The organism is Agrobacterium sp. YIC 4121, from assembly GCF_002008205.1.
GTDB lineage: Bacteria > Pseudomonadota > Alphaproteobacteria > Rhizobiales > Rhizobiaceae > Agrobacterium > Agrobacterium leguminum.
Genome location: NZ_MRDI01000017.1, coordinates 37,461 through 55,015, shown reverse-complemented (window position 1 = coordinate 55,015; position 17,555 = coordinate 37,461). Strand labels below are relative to the sequence as shown.

Below are 17,555 nucleotides of genomic sequence, written 5' to 3'. Positions count from 1 at the left end.
TCAGGACTCCATCTTTTTGCCGAGGCGCAGTTGCACGAGCGTCAGCGCGAGAAGCACAAGGCCCATCAGAACCGATGCGGCGGACGCAAGGCCGAACAGCCTCAGATCGCTGCCGAAGGCCATCTGGTAGATATATTGCACGACGAATGTATTGGCCGTGCCCGGCCCGCCGCCATTGGTCAGAACCCATGCCTCATCAAAGATTTGCACCGAGCGGATCATCAGGAGGATGAGCACGACGAGCAGGTTGGGGCCGAGAAGCGGCAGGGTGATGCGGAAAAGCGTGCGCCGGGGCGAGGCGGCGTCGATGGCGGCGGCTTCATAAAGGTCCTTCGGGATGGCCTGAAGGCCGGCCAGCAGGATCAGCGTATAAAAGCCCATGTGGAACCAGACCGAGACCACCACGACGAAGAAACGCGACCAGCCGACATCCAGCAGGAAGATTTCCGGCGGCACGCCGAGCATCTGGAAAAAGGCGTTGAGCAGGCCGTTTCGGTCGAGGAACCATTTCCAGATGAGGCCGATGACGACGGGCGACAGCAGCACCGGATAAAAGAACATGGCGCGGAAGAAACCGCGCGCGGCAATCGCCCGGTTGAGGATGAGGGCGGTGATGAGCGCGACCAGCAGCGTGGCGACGACGTTGAAGCCGACAAACCACAGCGTGTTCCAGATCGCGGTCCAGAACAGCGATTCCCGGCAGCTTCCGGGGTCCATGTAGCTCTGGCAATCCAGCAGCTTCCCGAAATTTTCCAGCCCGACGAAGGGGCGGTCGGTAATGAGAAGTTCGGTGCCACCGGTGAAGGCGTAACCGACGGCAATGGCAATCGGCAGGAAGGTGAAGATGCCGAAGAGAACGAGGTTCGGCATCAGGAAAATATAAGGCATGCGCCTTTTGCCGATCAGCCGCTCGATGAAGTTGAGCGGCACTTCGGCAATCGCCATCACGGCATCGAGCGCACGGTCGGACAGTCTCGCAAGCGTCGGATTGGCCATGCTAACCTCTCCCTTCGCTGTTCAGGCGCGGCAACGCCAGTTCGGTGGCGGGATCGAAGACATGCACCTTTTCCCGCGCCGGCATGATCTTCAGCACCGAGCCGGAAGCGGGGGCAAAATGGCCCGCCTGATGCACGATGATCTGCTCTTTCTCGCCCTGGAGATTGCCGTAGAGATAGGTCTCGGTGCCGAGACTTTCGTGATACTGCACCTCGAATGGCAGGCCGGCACTGTCGGAGATGGTGAAATGCGAGGGGCGGATGCCCGCGAGAACCGCCTGCCCGGAGCTGACGGCTGCCGGATCGACAAGGCAGGGCAGGGACACACCGTAGCCGGCGTCGATGGCGATGCTACCGTCGCTGCCCTTGGTGATCGTGCCCTTCAGCATGTTCATGCGCGGCGAGCCGAGGAAGCCGGCAACGAAAAGGTTGCGCGGATTGTCGAAAAGCTCAAGCGGGCTGCCCACCTGCTCGATGAGCCCGGCTCGCAGCACCACGATCTTGTCGGCCATGGTCATGGCTTCCACCTGATCATGGGTGACATAGATCATCGTCGTCTTGATATCGCGATGCAGGCGGGTGATTTCGGCGCGTGTCTGCACGCGCAGCGCCGCATCGAGGTTGGAAAGCGGCTCATCGAACAGGAAGATATCCGGCTCGCGCACGATGGCGCGGCCGATGGCGACGCGCTGGCGCTGGCCGCCGGAAAGCTGTTTCGGCTTGCGGTCGAGATAGGGCTCGATGGCGAGCATCCGCGCGGCCTCATTGATGCGGCTTTCGATTTCCGCCCGCTTGAAACGCAGGTTTTCCAGGCCGAAGGCAAGGTTCTTGCGCACGCTCATATGCGGGTAAAGCGCGTAGGACTGGAAGACCATGGCGATCTTGCGCTCGGCCGGAGACAGCGCGCTGACATCGCGCCCGCCGATAGCGATTGTGCCGGCGGTGACGTCCTCGAGTCCGGCGATGATGCGCAGCAGCGTCGACTTTCCGCAGCCCGAAGGGCCGACGAAGACGACGAATTCGCCGTTCTCGATCTGAAGATCGATGTCATGCAGCACATGAACGGCGCCGAACGCCTTGTTGAGGTTTTCGAGTTTCAGACTTCCCATCACCTGCTCCCTTCGGGCAAGTTCGTCGTCGCGACGATTTCTTGGCTGTTCCAGCCCTCGGGCAAGGGCGTCGTTCTTTTGATGGCGACATCGCGGGCCGCAAATCCTTCCACGCCGGCAAGATAGACCGCCGGCATTCCGCCGGGATAATCCTCCATTCCGACGATCCTGCCCTCAGCATCCTGCGTCCAGGCATTGGCGCGGCCGGCGGCATGGGGGCTTGGCGCAATATCCGCATTGGTTGGGCGCAGATCGTATTGCAGGCCGGTGCCGAGCTTGCCGGGTTGCTGCGACAGCGTGATGCGCTCCAACCGGACATTGTGAATGCCGGCCTTCGATATGGCGACGAGGTTGATCGCCCCTTCCATGGAGCCGCTCAAGTCTTCCACGACCAGATTGTCGACGCTGCCGGCCTGACGCTCGGGGCGTCGGTCGACGACGGTGACGGTGACAGCCTCACCCGAACCCCAGAAGCCGCCCGGCGTTTCGTGGCATTCGGTCTCGATCCTTGAAAAGCGGATGTTGCGCATCGCGCCGCCATCGCGGGAAAACAGGCCGACGCCGCGATTGGACTGGACGATTTTGCAATCCTCGAACGCGACATTGGTGAAATCGCCGAAGGATTCCGTGCCAAGCTTCAGCGCGCAGCTCATGCTGGAAACGGTGCAGCGGCGAACGGTGATATCGGCGCAGGCTCCCACCGCCTCGCCATCCGGCCCGGCGCTGGTCTTCAGGCAGATGCCGTCATCGGCGGTCGAGATGAAGCAATCCTCGATCAGGGCGCGCCGGCAGGCATCGAGCACAATGCCGTCGGTATTCGGCAGGCGGCGGTCGTTTTCGATGCGCAGATTGCGGAAATGAAGGTCTTCGCAATCGACCATGTGCAACGTCCACATCGGCGAACCACTGACGGAGAGGTTTTCAAGGCGCACGTTGCGGCAGCTTTCCAGCACCATCACTCGTGGGCGTTTTTTTGCCGGGACATAGGTGCCCATGGCCTTGTCGTCGCCGACGATGAAGTTTTCACCGCCGGCCTCGATGCGGCCGGGACCGGTGACGGCGATATTGCTTGCGCCGCTGGCGATGATCATGCCGCGATCGGAGTCTTCGGCAATCACCGAAACCCGGGTCAAGGCATAGGCGTCGTAATCGGAAACGGGGGCAAGTACCGCATCTTCCGCAAGGTGCAGTTCCACGCCGCTTTTGAGATGGAGGCCGGCGCTGACGTGACGCCCGGCCGAGAGAGACACGCGCCCGCCGCCTGCGGCCGACACGGTGTCGATAGCCTGCTGGATGGCTGCCGTGGCATCGAGGCCACCCGCCGCGACTGTGATGTCCTGACTGATGTTCATGATGCCTTTGGCCTTTTCAGAAAAACGTCGATCAGGAGCAGCATGGTCAGTGCCTGCCCGTAGGGCGTGGGCAGATTGGGAATGCGGCGGTAGAAATCGAGATCGTGGCCCATCGGCGTGCCGTCGGAAACGCCGTGGACGACGCCTTCATCGTCGATATTGCCAAGCACCGCCTTCAGTGCGCGTTCCGCATGCGGGCGATTTTCTTCGCCGAGAATGCCGGCTTCGATGCCGCGCAGAATGCCATAGGCGATACCGGCCGTGGCTGACGTTTCTACCGGCGATGTCGGGTCATCGAGCAGTGTGTGGAACATGCCGTCCTCGCGCTGATATTGCCTGAGCGACCGCACCTGGCTTGCCAGCACATTGGCGAGGAAACGCCTGTCCTTTTCGCCAAGCGTCGGCACCAGTTCGAAGAGTTCGGGAATGGCGACGGTGATCCAGGAATTGCCGCGCGCCCAGAAGGCGTCAGCGAAATTATGGCGTCCGTTGAAGGTCCAGCCGTGATACCAGAGCCCGGTGACGGGGTCCGAGAGATAGCGCGTATGGATCATGAACTGGTAAACCGCCTCGTCGATCCAGTCCTGACGTTTGCAGACGACGCCGGCGCGGGCGAGGAACAGACATGCCATGAACAGCGTGTCGTCCCAGAGTTCGCCCTCATTCAGCCGCTCCTTGACGACATGCTGGAAGCCGCCATCTTCGGTTTTCGGCAATTGATGCACCAGCCAGTCGGCCCAGTCTTCCACCAGCGCCCGGAAATCCGGCCGGTCGACATGTTCGGTGAGGATGACAAGCGGCAGCATCGGCGCGGAACTGTTGATCTGGCGCGGCGGCAGGCCACGGTCGATCTGCCAGCCGTACCATGTCACGAGGTCATCCAATGCCTTCTGGTCGTTGGCGGCGAGCGCCCGGCGCAGGAAGCCGTAAAGGCCGACACCCACTTCCCAGTCCCATTCGTCGAACTGGATCTTGCCATCGGAACTGCCGCTGACCAGACCTTCCTGAATGCCCTTGAGGCGGCTGAAGGCGGCGGCGACATTGTCGATCGTCGTCCTGAGAGTGTCTTTTTCCATGCTTGGCTGGTTCATCTGTCAATTCCGCTTAGGAGTAGAAGGGTTTTGCAGCGCTGCCCGAAGCTGGGTCGGCGCTGTCGAAGGTGATTTTTGGTTGCGGGTGGTCATGGTCGAAGGCCATGGCCTGTCCGCCGATGGTGAAGGCGCCGTCCCAGTTGAGAGTAAGTTCTGGCCCGCCCGGTGGCGTGACTGAGAGCAGCCGGCTTTCGGCATCGAAGCTGATCTGCGTGGCGAGGGTTTTTTCCCGAAAACGGGCAAACTCCTCGACATCCCCGCAGCCGATGATGCCGACCCAGCCGGCGCGACGGCCGGGCGATCTGATCTCGCGACTGGCGGTGGCGCCGGTGGTGATGGGCTGAAGCCCGTTGGTCGCATAAAGTGCGGCAAAGCCGTGGCCCGAGCGGGTGATGAGCCAGTTGCCCTCCACCAGCACCTCGTCCAGCCCGTCGCGGCCGAGATAGGCATGGGTCCAGTCGTTGCGGTGATCCTGCGTATCGAAGATCAGCATCGCCAGATCGCGATGTTGCGCCACGCGCGGCAGGATGCCGCTTCCCGCCCAATAGGAGGGGCGCTGGGTGCCCCACGGATCGTCTTCGCCCGGATGATTGACCCAGAGCCGCGCCATCGGGTGGCCGGCAAGCTTGATGTCCATGACGTGCTGCTGATGGCCCTTGCGGCCGGTCTTGTGATCGACAACGGTGGAAAGCTGGGCGGCCTCGTTCTTGAAGAGCACGAGCTTGCCGGGCTCCAGACCCTGCGCATAACGCGCCTCGACCATGCGGCCACTCTCAAGTTGGGAAAGGGCGGCAAGGTGCGCCGGTGGCAGGTAATCGCCGCAGCAGAACATCGGCAGCGAGGCAACGCCATTGTTCAGCCAGCCCTGACCGAAGGCGACCTGCGCAAAGGGCGCCAGTTCTGTCAGCGGCCCGGCGCGCAGCTCCTTGTCATAAGCCCGCCCTTGCGAACCGGAGGGAACGCCGCCGAGCGTGTGCAACGCGATCATTTCGAAGATGAGATCGATCTGGTGGCGCGCGCGGGCGGCAAGCTCTGGTCCCGCCCAATGTTCGATGGCGAGAAGGCCGATGAAATCCACCGGATAGTAGGCAGCGGAGTTCCACTCGGCGAGGCCATGTGCCTCGACGCTGTCGAACCAGCGCTCCAGCCGGTCTGCCGCCAGCGCCGCCTGTTCTCTGCCGGTGCGGCCGGAGGCGGTGAATACGGCATCCGGCAGATATTCGCCAGCCAATAACTGGCTGGTGTGGAAGCAGAGAACATGGTTCTCGCTCCAGAACCACATGACGTCATTGCCCGGTTCGTCCACCCAGTAGCGATAGCCGAGGATCGAGGCATCGATCCGCGCCCGCATCTCGGCCGGCAGGCGGTCCCCATAGGCGCGCACCAGCCACAGAAGCGGGATCATCACGAAATCGGAGCAGTCTTCCCGCCGATCGATGGAATGCAGCGTCGCATCGACGATCCCGCCGATCGTCTCGATATCGTCGCTGCCGGTGGCGACCATCGCCAGCGCGCGGCCGATGCGCCAGGCACCGAAACGGGCGCTGAAGGAGAGAGCGGCTTTTTTTCGCTCGTTGATATCGGCATCGGATGCTTCCGGCGCGATATCATGCATGAACGCCGCGTCGATGACGCGGGTTACCGTTCCCGCTCCCGAACCCATGGTGATTTTGACACCGTGATATCCGTCCGAAATGCCTGTCGTTTCAGGGATCTTCAGCGAGGATTGCCCGGCCTTCAGCACCGTATCCACTTCCGCGAGCGAAGCGCGCTCATGCCCATGGCTTTTGACGGCAATGTGCACCGGCAGGTCGCTAGCTGGCGCCGCCCCGAAGACCAGTTCGAGGGCTGTGCCGGAAAACACGTCACGCGCCGGGCGAACATCGCGCACCAGCGCGGCGAGACGCTTCGTCTCCTCCCGGTCGAGCGGTACGGGCAGCACGACGGTCAGCGGCGTAGGATCGACGACCTCAAGTTCGAAGAACCAGATGATGTCGCGTTCCGCCAGATCCTCGCAGAGCAGCAGCACCTCGTTGTCGCCGGCCGCGAGATCGAGCGTGATGTCACGGCTGTTTTCGACATTGCGGATGAAAGGTTCGAAACGGACCTGTTCGACGCCGCCGACCCAGATGCGAACGCCGCCGCAGGTACGCAGCCGAAAATGCGCCTGTCTTGCCGCATCGCTGCGGAAGGTGCCCTTCAGCCAGCGCTGCACATGGGTGGGAACATGCCAGAAACCGGTGAATTCGACGCGGCGATTGGAACCCGGCAGGTTGAGGTGCGATACCGGCCAGCTGGTATCGGGTGCGATATCGCGGCCGATCATGGTCTGCTGGAAGGCCTTGCGGCAGGGCAGGTCGCCCACATCCACGAAACCGTTGATGAAACGATAGTTCACGCGGTCTTCGGCGGGGGCTGCGGTGCCGGGAAACGACGTCTCCACCAGATCGGAGACGATCCAGGCGGTCACCGTTTCGCCGTTTGCGACGGTATATGTCGGCTGCGACGCGTTCGCCGCAAATGGTCCATCCGTCATAATGGATCGCCTCCCGTCGATCTTTATGAAATTATTTTCACAATCCGATTTTCGCTTTTCCGCGTCGATTTGTGCGATTTATGCAAAACAAACAGCTTGACGTTTATTCTGTCAAGCCGCAAAACATTATAAATCGAATTAAGCAGAGGAGCTTTCGTTCGATTTATGAAAATATTTTCATTGGGAGGATGAGCATGATGAAATTGTTTTCGGGCGTCAGCGCCCTTGTGGTGGCCTCTGTCGCCGGTCTTGCGACGGCCCAGGCCGAGACCCGCACGATTACTTTCCTTTTTACGGATGACGACCAGGGTTATGTGCAGCGCATGTCGGAACTCAGCAAGGAGTTCGAGACGGCCAATCCGGGTGTGAAGATCAATTTCGTGTCTTCGGGTTATGACGCGGTTTCCAAGCAGCTGCCGGTGCAGCTGGCGGTCGGCGAAGGTCCTGACATCGCCAAGATCACCGACTGGCAGCTTGCGCCCTATTATCTCGACATGCGCCCCTATATGAAGGATGCGGAAGCCTTCGCGAAGTTGCACGGTTCCAGCCTCAACCAGCTTCGCCTGCCCAATGTCAACGATCCGCAGTCGATCAACGGTTACATGGCATCGCAGACGCTGAACCTGCCCTTCGTCAACAAGACGCTGTTCGAGCAGGCGGGCGAACCCTTGCCCGGCCCAACCGCAAAGTTCAGCGAGATCGTCGAGGCCTCCGCCCGTGTCGCCAAGGCGACCGGCGTGCAGATTCCCTTCACCATGGACCGTTCCGGCCACCGCTTCTCCGGCGGCGCCTTTGCTTATGGCGCGACCTATGTGAAGGACGGCAAGTTCAGCTTCCCGGACGATGCGGCGAAAAAATATATCGCCGATATCTATTCATGGACGCAGAATGGCAGCTTCCCAAAAGAGATGTGGGGTGCGGCCGGCGGTTCGCAGTACAAGAACATGGGTGACGAGTTCGTCAACGGCAATGTCGTGACCTATCTGGCCGGCAACTGGATGGTGAATCCGTTCCAGAACAAGATCGGCGACAGTTTCGAATGGACGGCGATCAATGCGCCCTGCGGTGAGGCCGGATGCTACGCCATGCCCGGCGGCACCGCCATTGTCGGCTTCAAGCGCACCAAATATCCGGAAGATGTGGCTCACTTCATCGAATTCCTCGGCTCTGAAAAGGTGCAGCGGGAAATCGCCGAGAACTACGTCATCCTGACCGGCGCGGAGATCGTCGATCCGCAATACAAGCTGAAGAGCGAAGACGCCAAGGCGGCGATGAAGGTGTTCCTCGACAACAAGAAGAACGTGCCGCAGGCCGCCCGTGAGTTCGAACGCGCCAAGGGCGGCAGCGCCATGTATCAGCAGATCGTGCAGCGCATGAGCCAGCTCATCGTCGGTGAGTTGACGCTCGACCAGACCTACAAGGTTCTGGAAGATGACGTCGCCAAGATCAACGAGGCCGTCGCGGTCAAGAAATAACGGCCCGACCGTCCGCCTCCGGCGGAATGATGAAGCTCTCGAAGGATATGCCCGGAGGGGTGCTCCGGGCATATCGCGCCGTTTCTTTCCGAAGGCGGCGCATTTTCGCTGGAGCAATTGCCGCAGGGAGCCGTTCCCGGCGGCCCATCGAAAAACTGAAATACGCTCCGTTTAAACCTGACGATGAGGCGCGCGGAACGCCGCGCCGCCTGTTTTCGTCACGCGTCACTCGCTGAAAATCATAGGATTCGTCATGGCCAGACTGAAAATGTCGTCTTTCTTTTCCGCACGTTCGAGCCTGCTCGCCTCCGTCGCATTGCTGGTTCTGGTTCCGGGCGCGCAGGCGTTCGATCGCACCGGGCCGGCAGGTGAGGGTTATGCCATCACGGTGCCGGAACCGGCGGCAACATATCCGCTGCCGCTTGCCGACAATTATCGCAACCAGACCGGCAAGAATGAGAAGGGCGAGGCGGTTCGCGCCTATGATGACCGGGACAACCCGATCATCGAAATCCTCTCCGGTTTCAACCGCATCTGGACGCTTGGCGATGAAAAATGGGCGGATGGCGGCGCCAATGGCGATGGCCCGGCGGATTTCAGCCATGTGAAGATCGTCGATCCCGCGGTCTGGCAGGAAAACATGCGTTACGTGCTGTCCGTCACCGGCGAGAACCGCACGCGCGCTGCCGCTTTCGAAGCCTATATGAATGACCGCCGTTCGCAGGGTTACAGTGTCATCGACGGAATGGGGCCGCTTGCTGCCTGGTATCGCGAAGGGGCGGGCGCAACGACGACGATCAATCATACGCTCGCTGATTTCGACCCGAACGAGGTCATCACCCGCAAGGAAGACGATAAGGGCACCGAGGCAGGTACCGCCGATAGCGAACTGAAGGATTTCGTCGCCTTCATGAAGGTGATCCGCGGCCCGGAGGGCACGACGTCGCCGGCGAAGTATTTCTATTCCTCACCGCGGCCCTGGCGCATGAACGACAAAGGCGAGGTGATCGAAACCGGCAAGGAGACGATTGGCGACCGCAGCTTCGAAAGCCATGACAGCGATCCGGGCGTCACCGTGCCGGCGCTGAAATATGCGCGGGAAAATCGCGGGCGCGGCAAGGATGGCGGTTTTCCGAGCGGGCACACCAATGCCGCCTATCTGGCCGCCATCGCCTATGCCTATGCGGTGCCGGAGCGCTTTTCCGAATTGCTGACGGCTGCCTCCGAACTCGGCGAGAGCCGCATCGTCGCCGGCATGCATTCGCCGCTCGACGTGATCGGCGGCCGCATCACCGCAACCGCCATGGCCGCGGCTATGTTGCAGGACCCGAAAAATGCCGAGGTGAAGAAGGCGGCGCATGAGGCCTTGCAGGCCTATTTCACTAAGCGCCTGCCGCAGGGCCAGTCGCTCATCGATTTCGCCCATGGCGCAAAGCCGGATGTCGACCAATTTGCCGATGCGGCGAAGAACGGGGCGGATTATCGCAGGCGCATGACCTATTCCTTCAGCCGCGACAGGGCCGCAGGCGATGCGCCCATGGTGGTGCCGAAGGGGGCGGAGGTCCTGCTGGAGACACGTTTGCCCTATCTCGATGCCGCCCAGCGGCGCGCTGTGCTGTTTTCCACCGGCATCGAGGCCGGTTATCCGCTGCTGGATGACAGCAATGGCTGGGGTCGCATCAATCTGGTCGCTGCCGCCAGCGGTTACGGCGCGTTTGACGGCGATGTCGAGGTGACGATGGACGCTGCCGCCGGCGGGTTCAATGCGGCGGACAGATGGACGAACGATATTGCCGGGGCAGGGCGTCTCGTCAAATCCGGCAGCGGAGCGCTGACGCTTGGCGGCCATAACAGTTATGGCGGCGGCACCATTCTCAGGGAGGGAACGCTGGTGGCGTCATCTGCCGATGCGCTTGGAACCGGCGGCGTGCTGGTCAGCGGCGGCACGCTTTCGCTCGGCGGAGAGACGGATCTTGTCATCGGCGGCGATTATACGCAGTCGGGCGGCACGCTGGCGGTCGACCCGCAGAAGGCTGCGCTTCGGATCAAGGGCAATGCGGTGCTGGACGGCGCGACGCTGAAGCTCGCTTTCGATGGCGGCGCGCCACCCGCCGGCACGCGGCTCGATGTGATCTCCGCCAACGGTCTGACCGGAACCTTTACCTCGATAGATGCGGGCAATGTGAAGCTGCGGCCGGTCTATACCGGTTCGGCACTTTCGGTGGTGGTCGAATAGGCCGATGCAAGAGGCCTGCCGGGCGCGGTTTAAGCCGCCGCGCCCGGGGCTTCGGTTCAAGAATTCTGCCGTCGCATCAGCAGGAAGATGACCGGTGCGGCGAGCACCGACACGATGGCGGCAATGATGAAGGAGGCCTGATAACCGAATTTTTCGGCGATCGCGCCTGCGCCCAGCCCGCCGACCATGCCGACAACGCCATCCATGCACTGGAACAGGGTGAAATCGACCCCGGCCTGCCGCGGGTCGGACCAGCCCATGAAGCAGGCGTAAAGCGCGACGAAGCCGATGGACATGATGCCCGACGAGCTTGCCACCGCAACCGCCATGACGACCCATTGCGAAATATCGCGATGAACGCTGAAATAGGCGAAAAGGCACAACAGCGCCGTCTGCACGAAGATGGCGATGAGCAGGATTCGTGACGCCCCGTAGAGGCGTACCAGCGTGCCGCCGAGCAGCGCGCCGGCGAAACCGACGATCATGCTGCCCACGCCATTCAGCGCGCCGATGGTGGCGAGATCGAAACCGTAATCGACCAGGAACGGGCCGAGCATTGCCAGACCCCATTTTTGCGCCGCGACATAAACAGCCGCGACCAGAAGCCCGGTGCGGACTTCCCGTCGCTTGAGCGCGTTTTTGATCGATGGCAGGTGGTCCCGTGTTTGCGTGACCGTTTTGGCCGCCGGGCCGAACAGGAAGGGGAGCGCGAGCAGGATGACGAGCCCGGCCATGACCAGCGTGGCGCTCGTCCAGCCGGCGCGCTCCACCAGCACCAGAAACAGGCCGGCGCCGATGGCGGAGCCGAGATAGGAGCCGCCCACCTGTGCGGCATTGCCCCAGCCATGATGCTCTTCCGCCAGCGTTTCGACCGCATAGCCGTCGCAGGCGATGTCGACTGTCGCCGTTACCAGTGCGATCACCGACAGGATGGCGATTGCGACGGAAACCGGGGACGGGCCGGTGAAAGCAAGAACAGCGAGGCCGCAGGCGCAGGCGGTGATGCCCGTGCCGACGATCACCCGAGACCGGTTCCTGCCGACGGGCGGCAGCCGGTAACGCTCCACATGCGGCGACCAGAGGAATTTCAGCGCCCAGGGCAGAACGACGAGATAAAGCAGGCCGATCTGGTCCAGCGGCAGTCCGGCGGTTCTGAGCACCGCCGGCAGGCCGAGAAAGGTCAGCCCGCCAATCACGCTCTGGCCGACATAAAGCCCGCCGACTGCCACGAAGACGGCGGCCGGCGACGGCTTGGTTGTGGCAGGGTTCTGCTGCAGCATCAGAAGCGATACCGGATGCTGCCGACGACCTTGCGGCCTTCGTCATAATAGCAGAAGCCCGTGGTGCAGACCTGTTTCACCTCGTCGAGAAGGTTGGTGGCGTTGATCTGCAGTTTCACACCTTCCAGCGAGGGCAGGGCCTTGCCGAGATCGTAGCGCAGCGAGGCGTCGACGAAGGTGCGGGCCTCGTTGTCGAGAATGGGCGTGTGCTGGTTGTCGCCGAAGCTCGACCCGACATAACGCAGCCCCGCGCCGATGCCGAGGCCTTCGAGCGCGCCGCTCTGGAACTCGTAATCGGCCCACAGCGAGAAGGTGTGATAGGGCGATGAATTGAGCTGCTTGCCCACGGTTTCCGACGTCAGTTTGGTGATTTCAACGTCGTTATAGGAATAGGAGCCGATGAGGCTCCAGCCATTGTCGAGCGAGGCCGTGGCTTCGAGTTCCACGCCGCGCGAGCGCAGGTCGAGCTGGCGCAGCAGGTTGATGCCGGATGAGGTCTCGTAGACCGTCGCATTGTCCTGATCGAGATTGAAGAAGGCGGCGCTCAGCAGGGCGTTATATTGCGGCAGGGCATATTTCACGCCGAGTTCATATTGCTTGCCGACCGTCGGCTGCGCCTGACCCGTTACCGTTCCCGTGGTGATGATGACGCCCGGATTGGCGACGAAGGAGGTGCCGTAGCTGACATAGGGCATCACGCCGCTGTCAAAGACATAACCGAGGCTGGCGCGGCCGGTCGTCTTGGTTTCATCGCCGTCATAGGTGGGGGCCGTTGCGTCTCCGACGGTCTGGGCCTGATATTCGGTGTCCAGCCAGTCGTGACGAATGCCGGCCGTCAGGCGCCAGCGGTCGATTTCGACCTGATCCTGCGCATAGATCCCGAGCGTGTTCATCCTCTGCTTCAGTATCAGCGACACATCAGGCACATAGGTGAAGGTGTCGGTGAAGGGGCTGGTGCCATTGCCCTGTTTCGAGGTGTAGGACATGTGGCTGACGTCGATACCGGTCAGCAGCGTATGTTTCGCCGGGCCTGTGTCGAATTCTGTCTTCAGGTAATTGTCGGCGGAGACGCCTTCATTGTCTTCGATGGTGATGCCGGGATAGTTGGCGAAGACCCATTGCTGGTCGGCCGAAAGGGCCGAATAACGCGCCTTGCTGTAGAAGGTGACGTTGTCGTTGATTTCATGCTCGAACTCATAGCCGATACGCCATTGTTTCTGCTCGAAATCATTAAAACGGGAATCGCCGCCATAAACCGGCGTCGCGCCGATCGACTTGCCGTCGCTGCCGTAATTGTTGATGTATCCCCAGGTGCCGCCGGTGGTGCTGTCCATATATTCGCCGAGCAGCGTCAGCTTGGTGCCGGCATCCGGCTGGAAGGTGAAGGCCGGCGCGATGAACAGCCGGTCGTCCTTGATGGCGCTGATGTCGTTGCGGCCGTCGCGGGCCACCCCGGTCAGGCGGTAAAGCATGGTCTTTTCGTCATCGACGGCGCCGGAAAGATCGAAAGCGCCCTGAACGCGGCCGAAGGAGCCATATTGCAGCTCCACCTCGCGCAGCGTCTCTTCGGTCGGGCGTTTCGAGATGATATCGACAATGCCGCCGGAACTGCTGGCACCATAGATGGAGGCGGCGGGACCGCGCAGGATGGAAACCGCTTCCACGCCATAGGGCTCAAGCCGGGCGCTGCCGTTCTGGCTGCTGACCTGCCGCAGGCCGTCGCGGAAGATGCCGGTGGTGCTGAGATCGGTGCCGCGCACCTTGAAGGCGTCGAAGCGCGGCTCCGCGCCATATTGGCCGATGCGCGCGCCGGGCGTGTAGTTCAGCGCTTCCGAGAGGTTCTGCGGCTTCAGGTCATCGAGCTGCTTGCGGCTGACGGTGGTGATCGACTGGGCTGTTTCGGCAACCGGCGTATCGGTCTTCGTGGCGGTGCGGCCGGATTTGCCGACATAGCCATTGCTCTCGATGATGCCCCTGGCGCCTTCAAGGCCGGTGCCCTGCACGGTGATCGGCGCAAGCAGGGTGCTGCCGGCGGCAGCCGAACCGCCGCCTTCGCCGGTCTGGCTGGCGGGATCGAAAATGCGGACGGTATTGCCGCCGGCCAATGCGTAGTTCAGTCCCGATCCGGCCAGAAGCCCGCTGACGGCCGCCGATACGCTGAGCGTGCCCTTGACGCCGGCCGTGCCGCGGCCCCTGGTGATCGCGGAGGGGTAGACCATGCGCAGATTGGCCTGGCGGCCGAAGCTCAGAATGGCGTTTTCCAGCGGCCCTGCGGGAATGGACACGGTGACGGTGGCGGGTGCGCCGCTTGCGGCGGGCGGTGTCTGCGCGCTGGCGGTCATGGCGCCCGGACCTGCGGCGACGATACCCCCGATGATCGCCGTCGTCGTCAGCCAGAACCAGCCGCGTGCCTGCTTGCCCAAATTCATGTCATTCCCTCTCACTCGTGATCTCATGCCCCCCGATTAAACGGGTCCTGATTGCCTAGAGTGAAAAGGCGGGCCGACTCCTGACGTCGGATCTGCGAAAAAAGTTATTTTATCGCGAGCGGACGAAAACCAGCATTCCGGAAAGTCGCGATACGGAAACGGGAAGGCTTTCTTCGAGAATGGTGAGCGCCTGATCCGTGTCCTTCAGGTCGAAGATGCCGGAGACGTGCTGCCTCGCCGCCGCCTCATCGAGGATGACGATGCGGCCCCGGCGATATTGCGAGAGAATATCGAGAACCTCGCGCAGCGGCTGGCCGGAAAAGACGAGCTTGCCTTCGCGCCAGGCCATGCTGTTGGCGACATCCTTGCGGGCGCGCACCAGCCTGCCGTCGCCACCAAGGGTCACGGCCTCTCCGGGCGTCAGCACGGCGATCTCGGCGCCTGTGGTCACTTCCACCCGGCCTTCCTCCACCTGCACCTCCTGCGGCAGCGCGCCATTGCCGGTGCGCACCGAGTAATGGGTGCCGAGCGCTTTTGCTGTCAGCGCTCCATCCTCGACAATGAAAGGCCGCTCCGGGTTTTTGGCGACATCGAAATAGGCTTCGCCGCGAAGAAGGGTGATACGCCGTTCCTTTTGCGAATAATGAACCGCAATCGCCGTGTCGGTGTTCAGGCTGATGCGGCTGCCGTCTTCCAGCGAAAGCAGGCGTGTTTCGCCGATTTCGGTGTAATAATCCGCCTGCCAGCGATCCTTCAATCCGCTTTTCTCCGCAAACAGCGCTGCAAGCCCGATGAGGCAGAGACCGGCAACACCCGCCAGCATTGCCCGGCGAGGTCCGCGCCGTTTTCGCTGCTCGACCGGCGCAAGCTCGATATCGCCAAGCTCACCCCAGAGGCTCCGCATGTCCTCATAGGCGCTGGCATGGGCGGCATCGGCCCGCAGCCAGACATGAAACGCCTCGCGCTCTGCTTCTGTCGCGTCTGCCGATTGCATGCGCGCCACCCACAGCGCGGCCTCTTCGGCCAGACCGTCATCGGTCAAGCCGTTATCCTTCAGACCGTCCGGGCGCTTGTTCATGTCCTGATCTGCCGTTTGTTGCGTGCTGAGATGTGGTCCTTTTCCCTTATAGAGTGAAAAAGGATGCGAACACCTGATGCCGGTCTACATTTTTATGTGCGCGCGGACCTGACGGCAGTGCAGCAGCGCCTTGATGATGTGTTTTTCCACCATGTTGCGGGAAATGCCGAGAAGGGCGGCGATTTCGCCGTTGGAATGGCCATGCAGGCGGCTGAGCACGAAGACCTGCTGGCAACGCTTGGGCAGTGCCTCGATGGCCCGCGCCATTAAAATAAGGTGCTGCCGCCCGGCGACGATCCGCTCCTGCCCCGGCTCTTCGCAGGCAACGGCAAAGCCCGCTTCGTAAGGTGCGAATAACGGCCGCTCACGCGACTGGCGAATGGCTGTCAGGCGGGCGACGGACCGGGCGATCTGGAAGAGATAGGCCTGAGGATTGTCGATCAGCGTCGCATGAGAAACCTCCAGCGCCCGCAGCACGGTTTCCTGCATGGCGTCGGCAGCGTCTTCCCGGTTCTGCAGGCGCCGACGGAAAAACCGCATCAGGCGGCTTTCCTCCTCGGCATCGAGAACCTGTAACAGGGCTTTGCTCATCAATCGACCCGGTGACGTATTGGCCTGGCGCATGAAGCAGGCGGATATGCTGCGTCATGTCGCGATAAACATGATATTTCTAATCATATTTATCGCCTTCGGATGCAAGCTGCCAACCAGTAAAAAACCGGGGGCGAAATCAGGCTCACGTTTCCGTGATGATTGTTGCGGGATTACATCAGGCCGCTTGGGCTGAGTTACAGGAAATAACGCACCCTGAGCGGCAACAGCGCCGCGCCGAGAGCCGAGGGATCGCCCTTAGCCTCGCCGAGAACCAGCTTCGCCTCCTTTGGGCCGACACCGTAACGATGTTCGCGCCGGGAGGGCATGTGCGTGCGTTCGATCATCATCCGGCCAAGCGCACGCGGCAATTGCCCGCCAAAGACGATAGCCTGCGGATCGAGAACCGCTATCAGGCTCGCCACCAGCCTGTCCACCTGCGGCATCGTCTCGGTGAGCCACTCCTCGACGCCCGGCCATGCGGGGTCGAACCGCTGGTGAAGCGCCTCGATGGAATGGATATCGACCCCGTTTTTCTGCAAGGTGGTGATCAGATATTGCAGGGCCGGGCGTTTGGGCGATTCATCCGGGCTGTATATGCCGCTGAATTCGCCGGCATTGCCATGAAAGCCGTGAAACGGCTGGCCACCGAGGATCAACCCGCCGCCGAAACCGTAGTTGAACGACAAGTACGCAAAGGTCTGGCACCAGGAGCCCACGCCGCGAAGGCTTTCACCGATCGCTCCCGTAGTGGCGTTGTTTTCCAGCCAGACCGGCAGGTGGAATCTCCCCTCAAGGATAGGCTTCAGGTCCATCAGCGACCAGTCGCGCAATGGTTCCGGCGCATTGAAGGCGCGGTCTTCCGACACGAAGAAGCCGGACATGGAAAAACCGAGGCCAAGCAGACGCTCGCGCGGGATGCCGTGTTCCGAGAGCAGCCGTTCGAGGCTCTGCGACAAAGCCGCAAGCGTCTCCTCCCGGTCCTCCGGAAGCATCTTCAGTTTTTCCTCGACAATCACGTCGCAGCGGAAATCGGCGATGCAGATCACCACGGAATCTGTGTTGATGGAAATGCCAAGCGAATAGGCCGCTTCCGGCACCAGTTCGATGGTGGGGCTCGGCTGGCCGCGCGTGCCCTTGAGCGGTGCCCCGGTTTGCAGAAGTCCGCGCTCCAGCAGGCCTTCGATCAGCCGGTGCACGGATTGCTGCGTCAGGTTGGTGTGACCGGTGATCGATGCGCGGGCAATGGGGCCGTGGCGGCGGATGATATCGAGAACGAGGCGCTCATTCTCGCTGGCAAGCGGCTGGCGGTCGAAACTCTGGGGCTGGGTCTGATCCATGGTCATGGCTCTGGATAATGGCTGTGCGGGACGGCTGCAATGC

General features: G+C 61.9%; 12 protein-coding genes. 2 read left to right on the top strand and 10 right to left on the bottom strand.

Annotated elements, in window-relative coordinates; genetic code table 11:
- The 5 genes from BTE54_RS16295 to BTE54_RS16275 are packed head-to-tail and all read right to left on the bottom strand — an operon-like array spanning position 1 to position 7,083.
- Complete coding sequence (locus tag BTE54_RS16295) at positions 1-996, bottom strand: sugar ABC transporter permease (RefSeq protein ID WP_020808843.1); 996 nt, start codon at positions 994-996, stop codon at positions 1-3.
- Position 997: 1 nt separating this feature from the next.
- Positions 998-2,104, bottom strand: coding sequence for a sn-glycerol-3-phosphate ABC transporter ATP-binding protein UgpC (gene ugpC, locus BTE54_RS16290; protein WP_078053160.1), 1,107 nt, complete (start codon positions 2,102-2,104; stop codon positions 998-1,000).
- Entirely contained in the window at positions 2,104-3,456 is a 1,353-nt protein-coding gene (locus BTE54_RS16285; protein WP_078053159.1) for a glycoside hydrolase family 28 protein, read from the bottom strand. Before BTE54_RS16285 ends, ugpC begins: the two co-directional genes overlap by 1 nt.
- Positions 3,453-4,547: a glycoside hydrolase family 105 protein gene (locus BTE54_RS16280; RefSeq protein ID WP_065655324.1), complete on the bottom strand. Its 1,095-nt coding sequence runs from the start codon at positions 4,545-4,547 to the stop codon at positions 3,453-3,455. The genes BTE54_RS16285 and BTE54_RS16280 overlap by 4 nt, the downstream gene beginning before the upstream one ends.
- Before the next feature lie 13 nt (positions 4,548-4,560).
- Positions 4,561-7,083, bottom strand: coding sequence for a hypothetical protein (locus BTE54_RS16275; protein WP_078053158.1), 2,523 nt, complete (start codon positions 7,081-7,083; stop codon positions 4,561-4,563).
- 194 nt (positions 7,084-7,277) lie between these two features.
- Between BTE54_RS16275 and BTE54_RS16270 the strand changes: the two genes are divergently transcribed.
- Complete coding sequence (locus tag BTE54_RS16270; protein ID WP_031233411.1) at positions 7,278-8,558, top strand: ABC transporter substrate-binding protein; 1,281 nt, start codon at positions 7,278-7,280, stop codon at positions 8,556-8,558.
- 253 nt (positions 8,559-8,811) lie between these two features.
- Positions 8,812-10,794, top strand: coding sequence for a phosphatase PAP2 family protein (locus BTE54_RS25445; protein ID WP_078053157.1), 1,983 nt, complete (start codon positions 8,812-8,814; stop codon positions 10,792-10,794).
- Positions 10,795-10,850: 56 nt separating this feature from the next.
- Here BTE54_RS25445 and BTE54_RS16260 read toward each other — a convergent pair whose 3' ends face one another.
- From BTE54_RS16260 to BTE54_RS16240, 5 genes are all read right to left on the bottom strand, one after another.
- Positions 10,851-12,074: an MFS transporter gene (locus tag BTE54_RS16260; RefSeq protein ID WP_078053156.1), complete on the bottom strand. Its 1,224-nt coding sequence runs from the start codon at positions 12,072-12,074 to the stop codon at positions 10,851-10,853.
- On the bottom strand, positions 12,074-14,503 hold the full coding sequence (locus BTE54_RS16255) for a TonB-dependent siderophore receptor (protein ID WP_078053155.1): 2,430 nt from the start codon (positions 14,501-14,503) through the stop codon (positions 12,074-12,076). The genes BTE54_RS16260 and BTE54_RS16255 overlap by 1 nt, the downstream gene beginning before the upstream one ends.
- 109 nt (positions 14,504-14,612) lie before the next feature.
- Positions 14,613-15,581 carry a FecR family protein gene (locus BTE54_RS16250; RefSeq protein WP_078053154.1) on the bottom strand — a complete coding sequence of 323 codons (969 nt, stop codon included), beginning with the start codon at positions 15,579-15,581 and terminating at the stop codon, positions 14,613-14,615.
- Positions 15,582-15,665: 84 nt separating this feature from the next.
- Positions 15,666-16,172 carry a sigma-70 family RNA polymerase sigma factor gene (locus tag BTE54_RS16245; RefSeq protein WP_078053153.1) on the bottom strand — a complete coding sequence of 169 codons (507 nt, stop codon included), beginning with the start codon at positions 16,170-16,172 and terminating at the stop codon, positions 15,666-15,668.
- Positions 16,173-16,369: 197 nt separating this feature from the next.
- Positions 16,370-17,518, bottom strand: a complete 1,149-nt coding sequence (locus BTE54_RS16240; protein ID WP_078053152.1) for an ROK family protein — start codon at positions 17,516-17,518, stop codon at positions 16,370-16,372.
- Positions 17,519-17,555 lie beyond the last annotated feature (37 nt).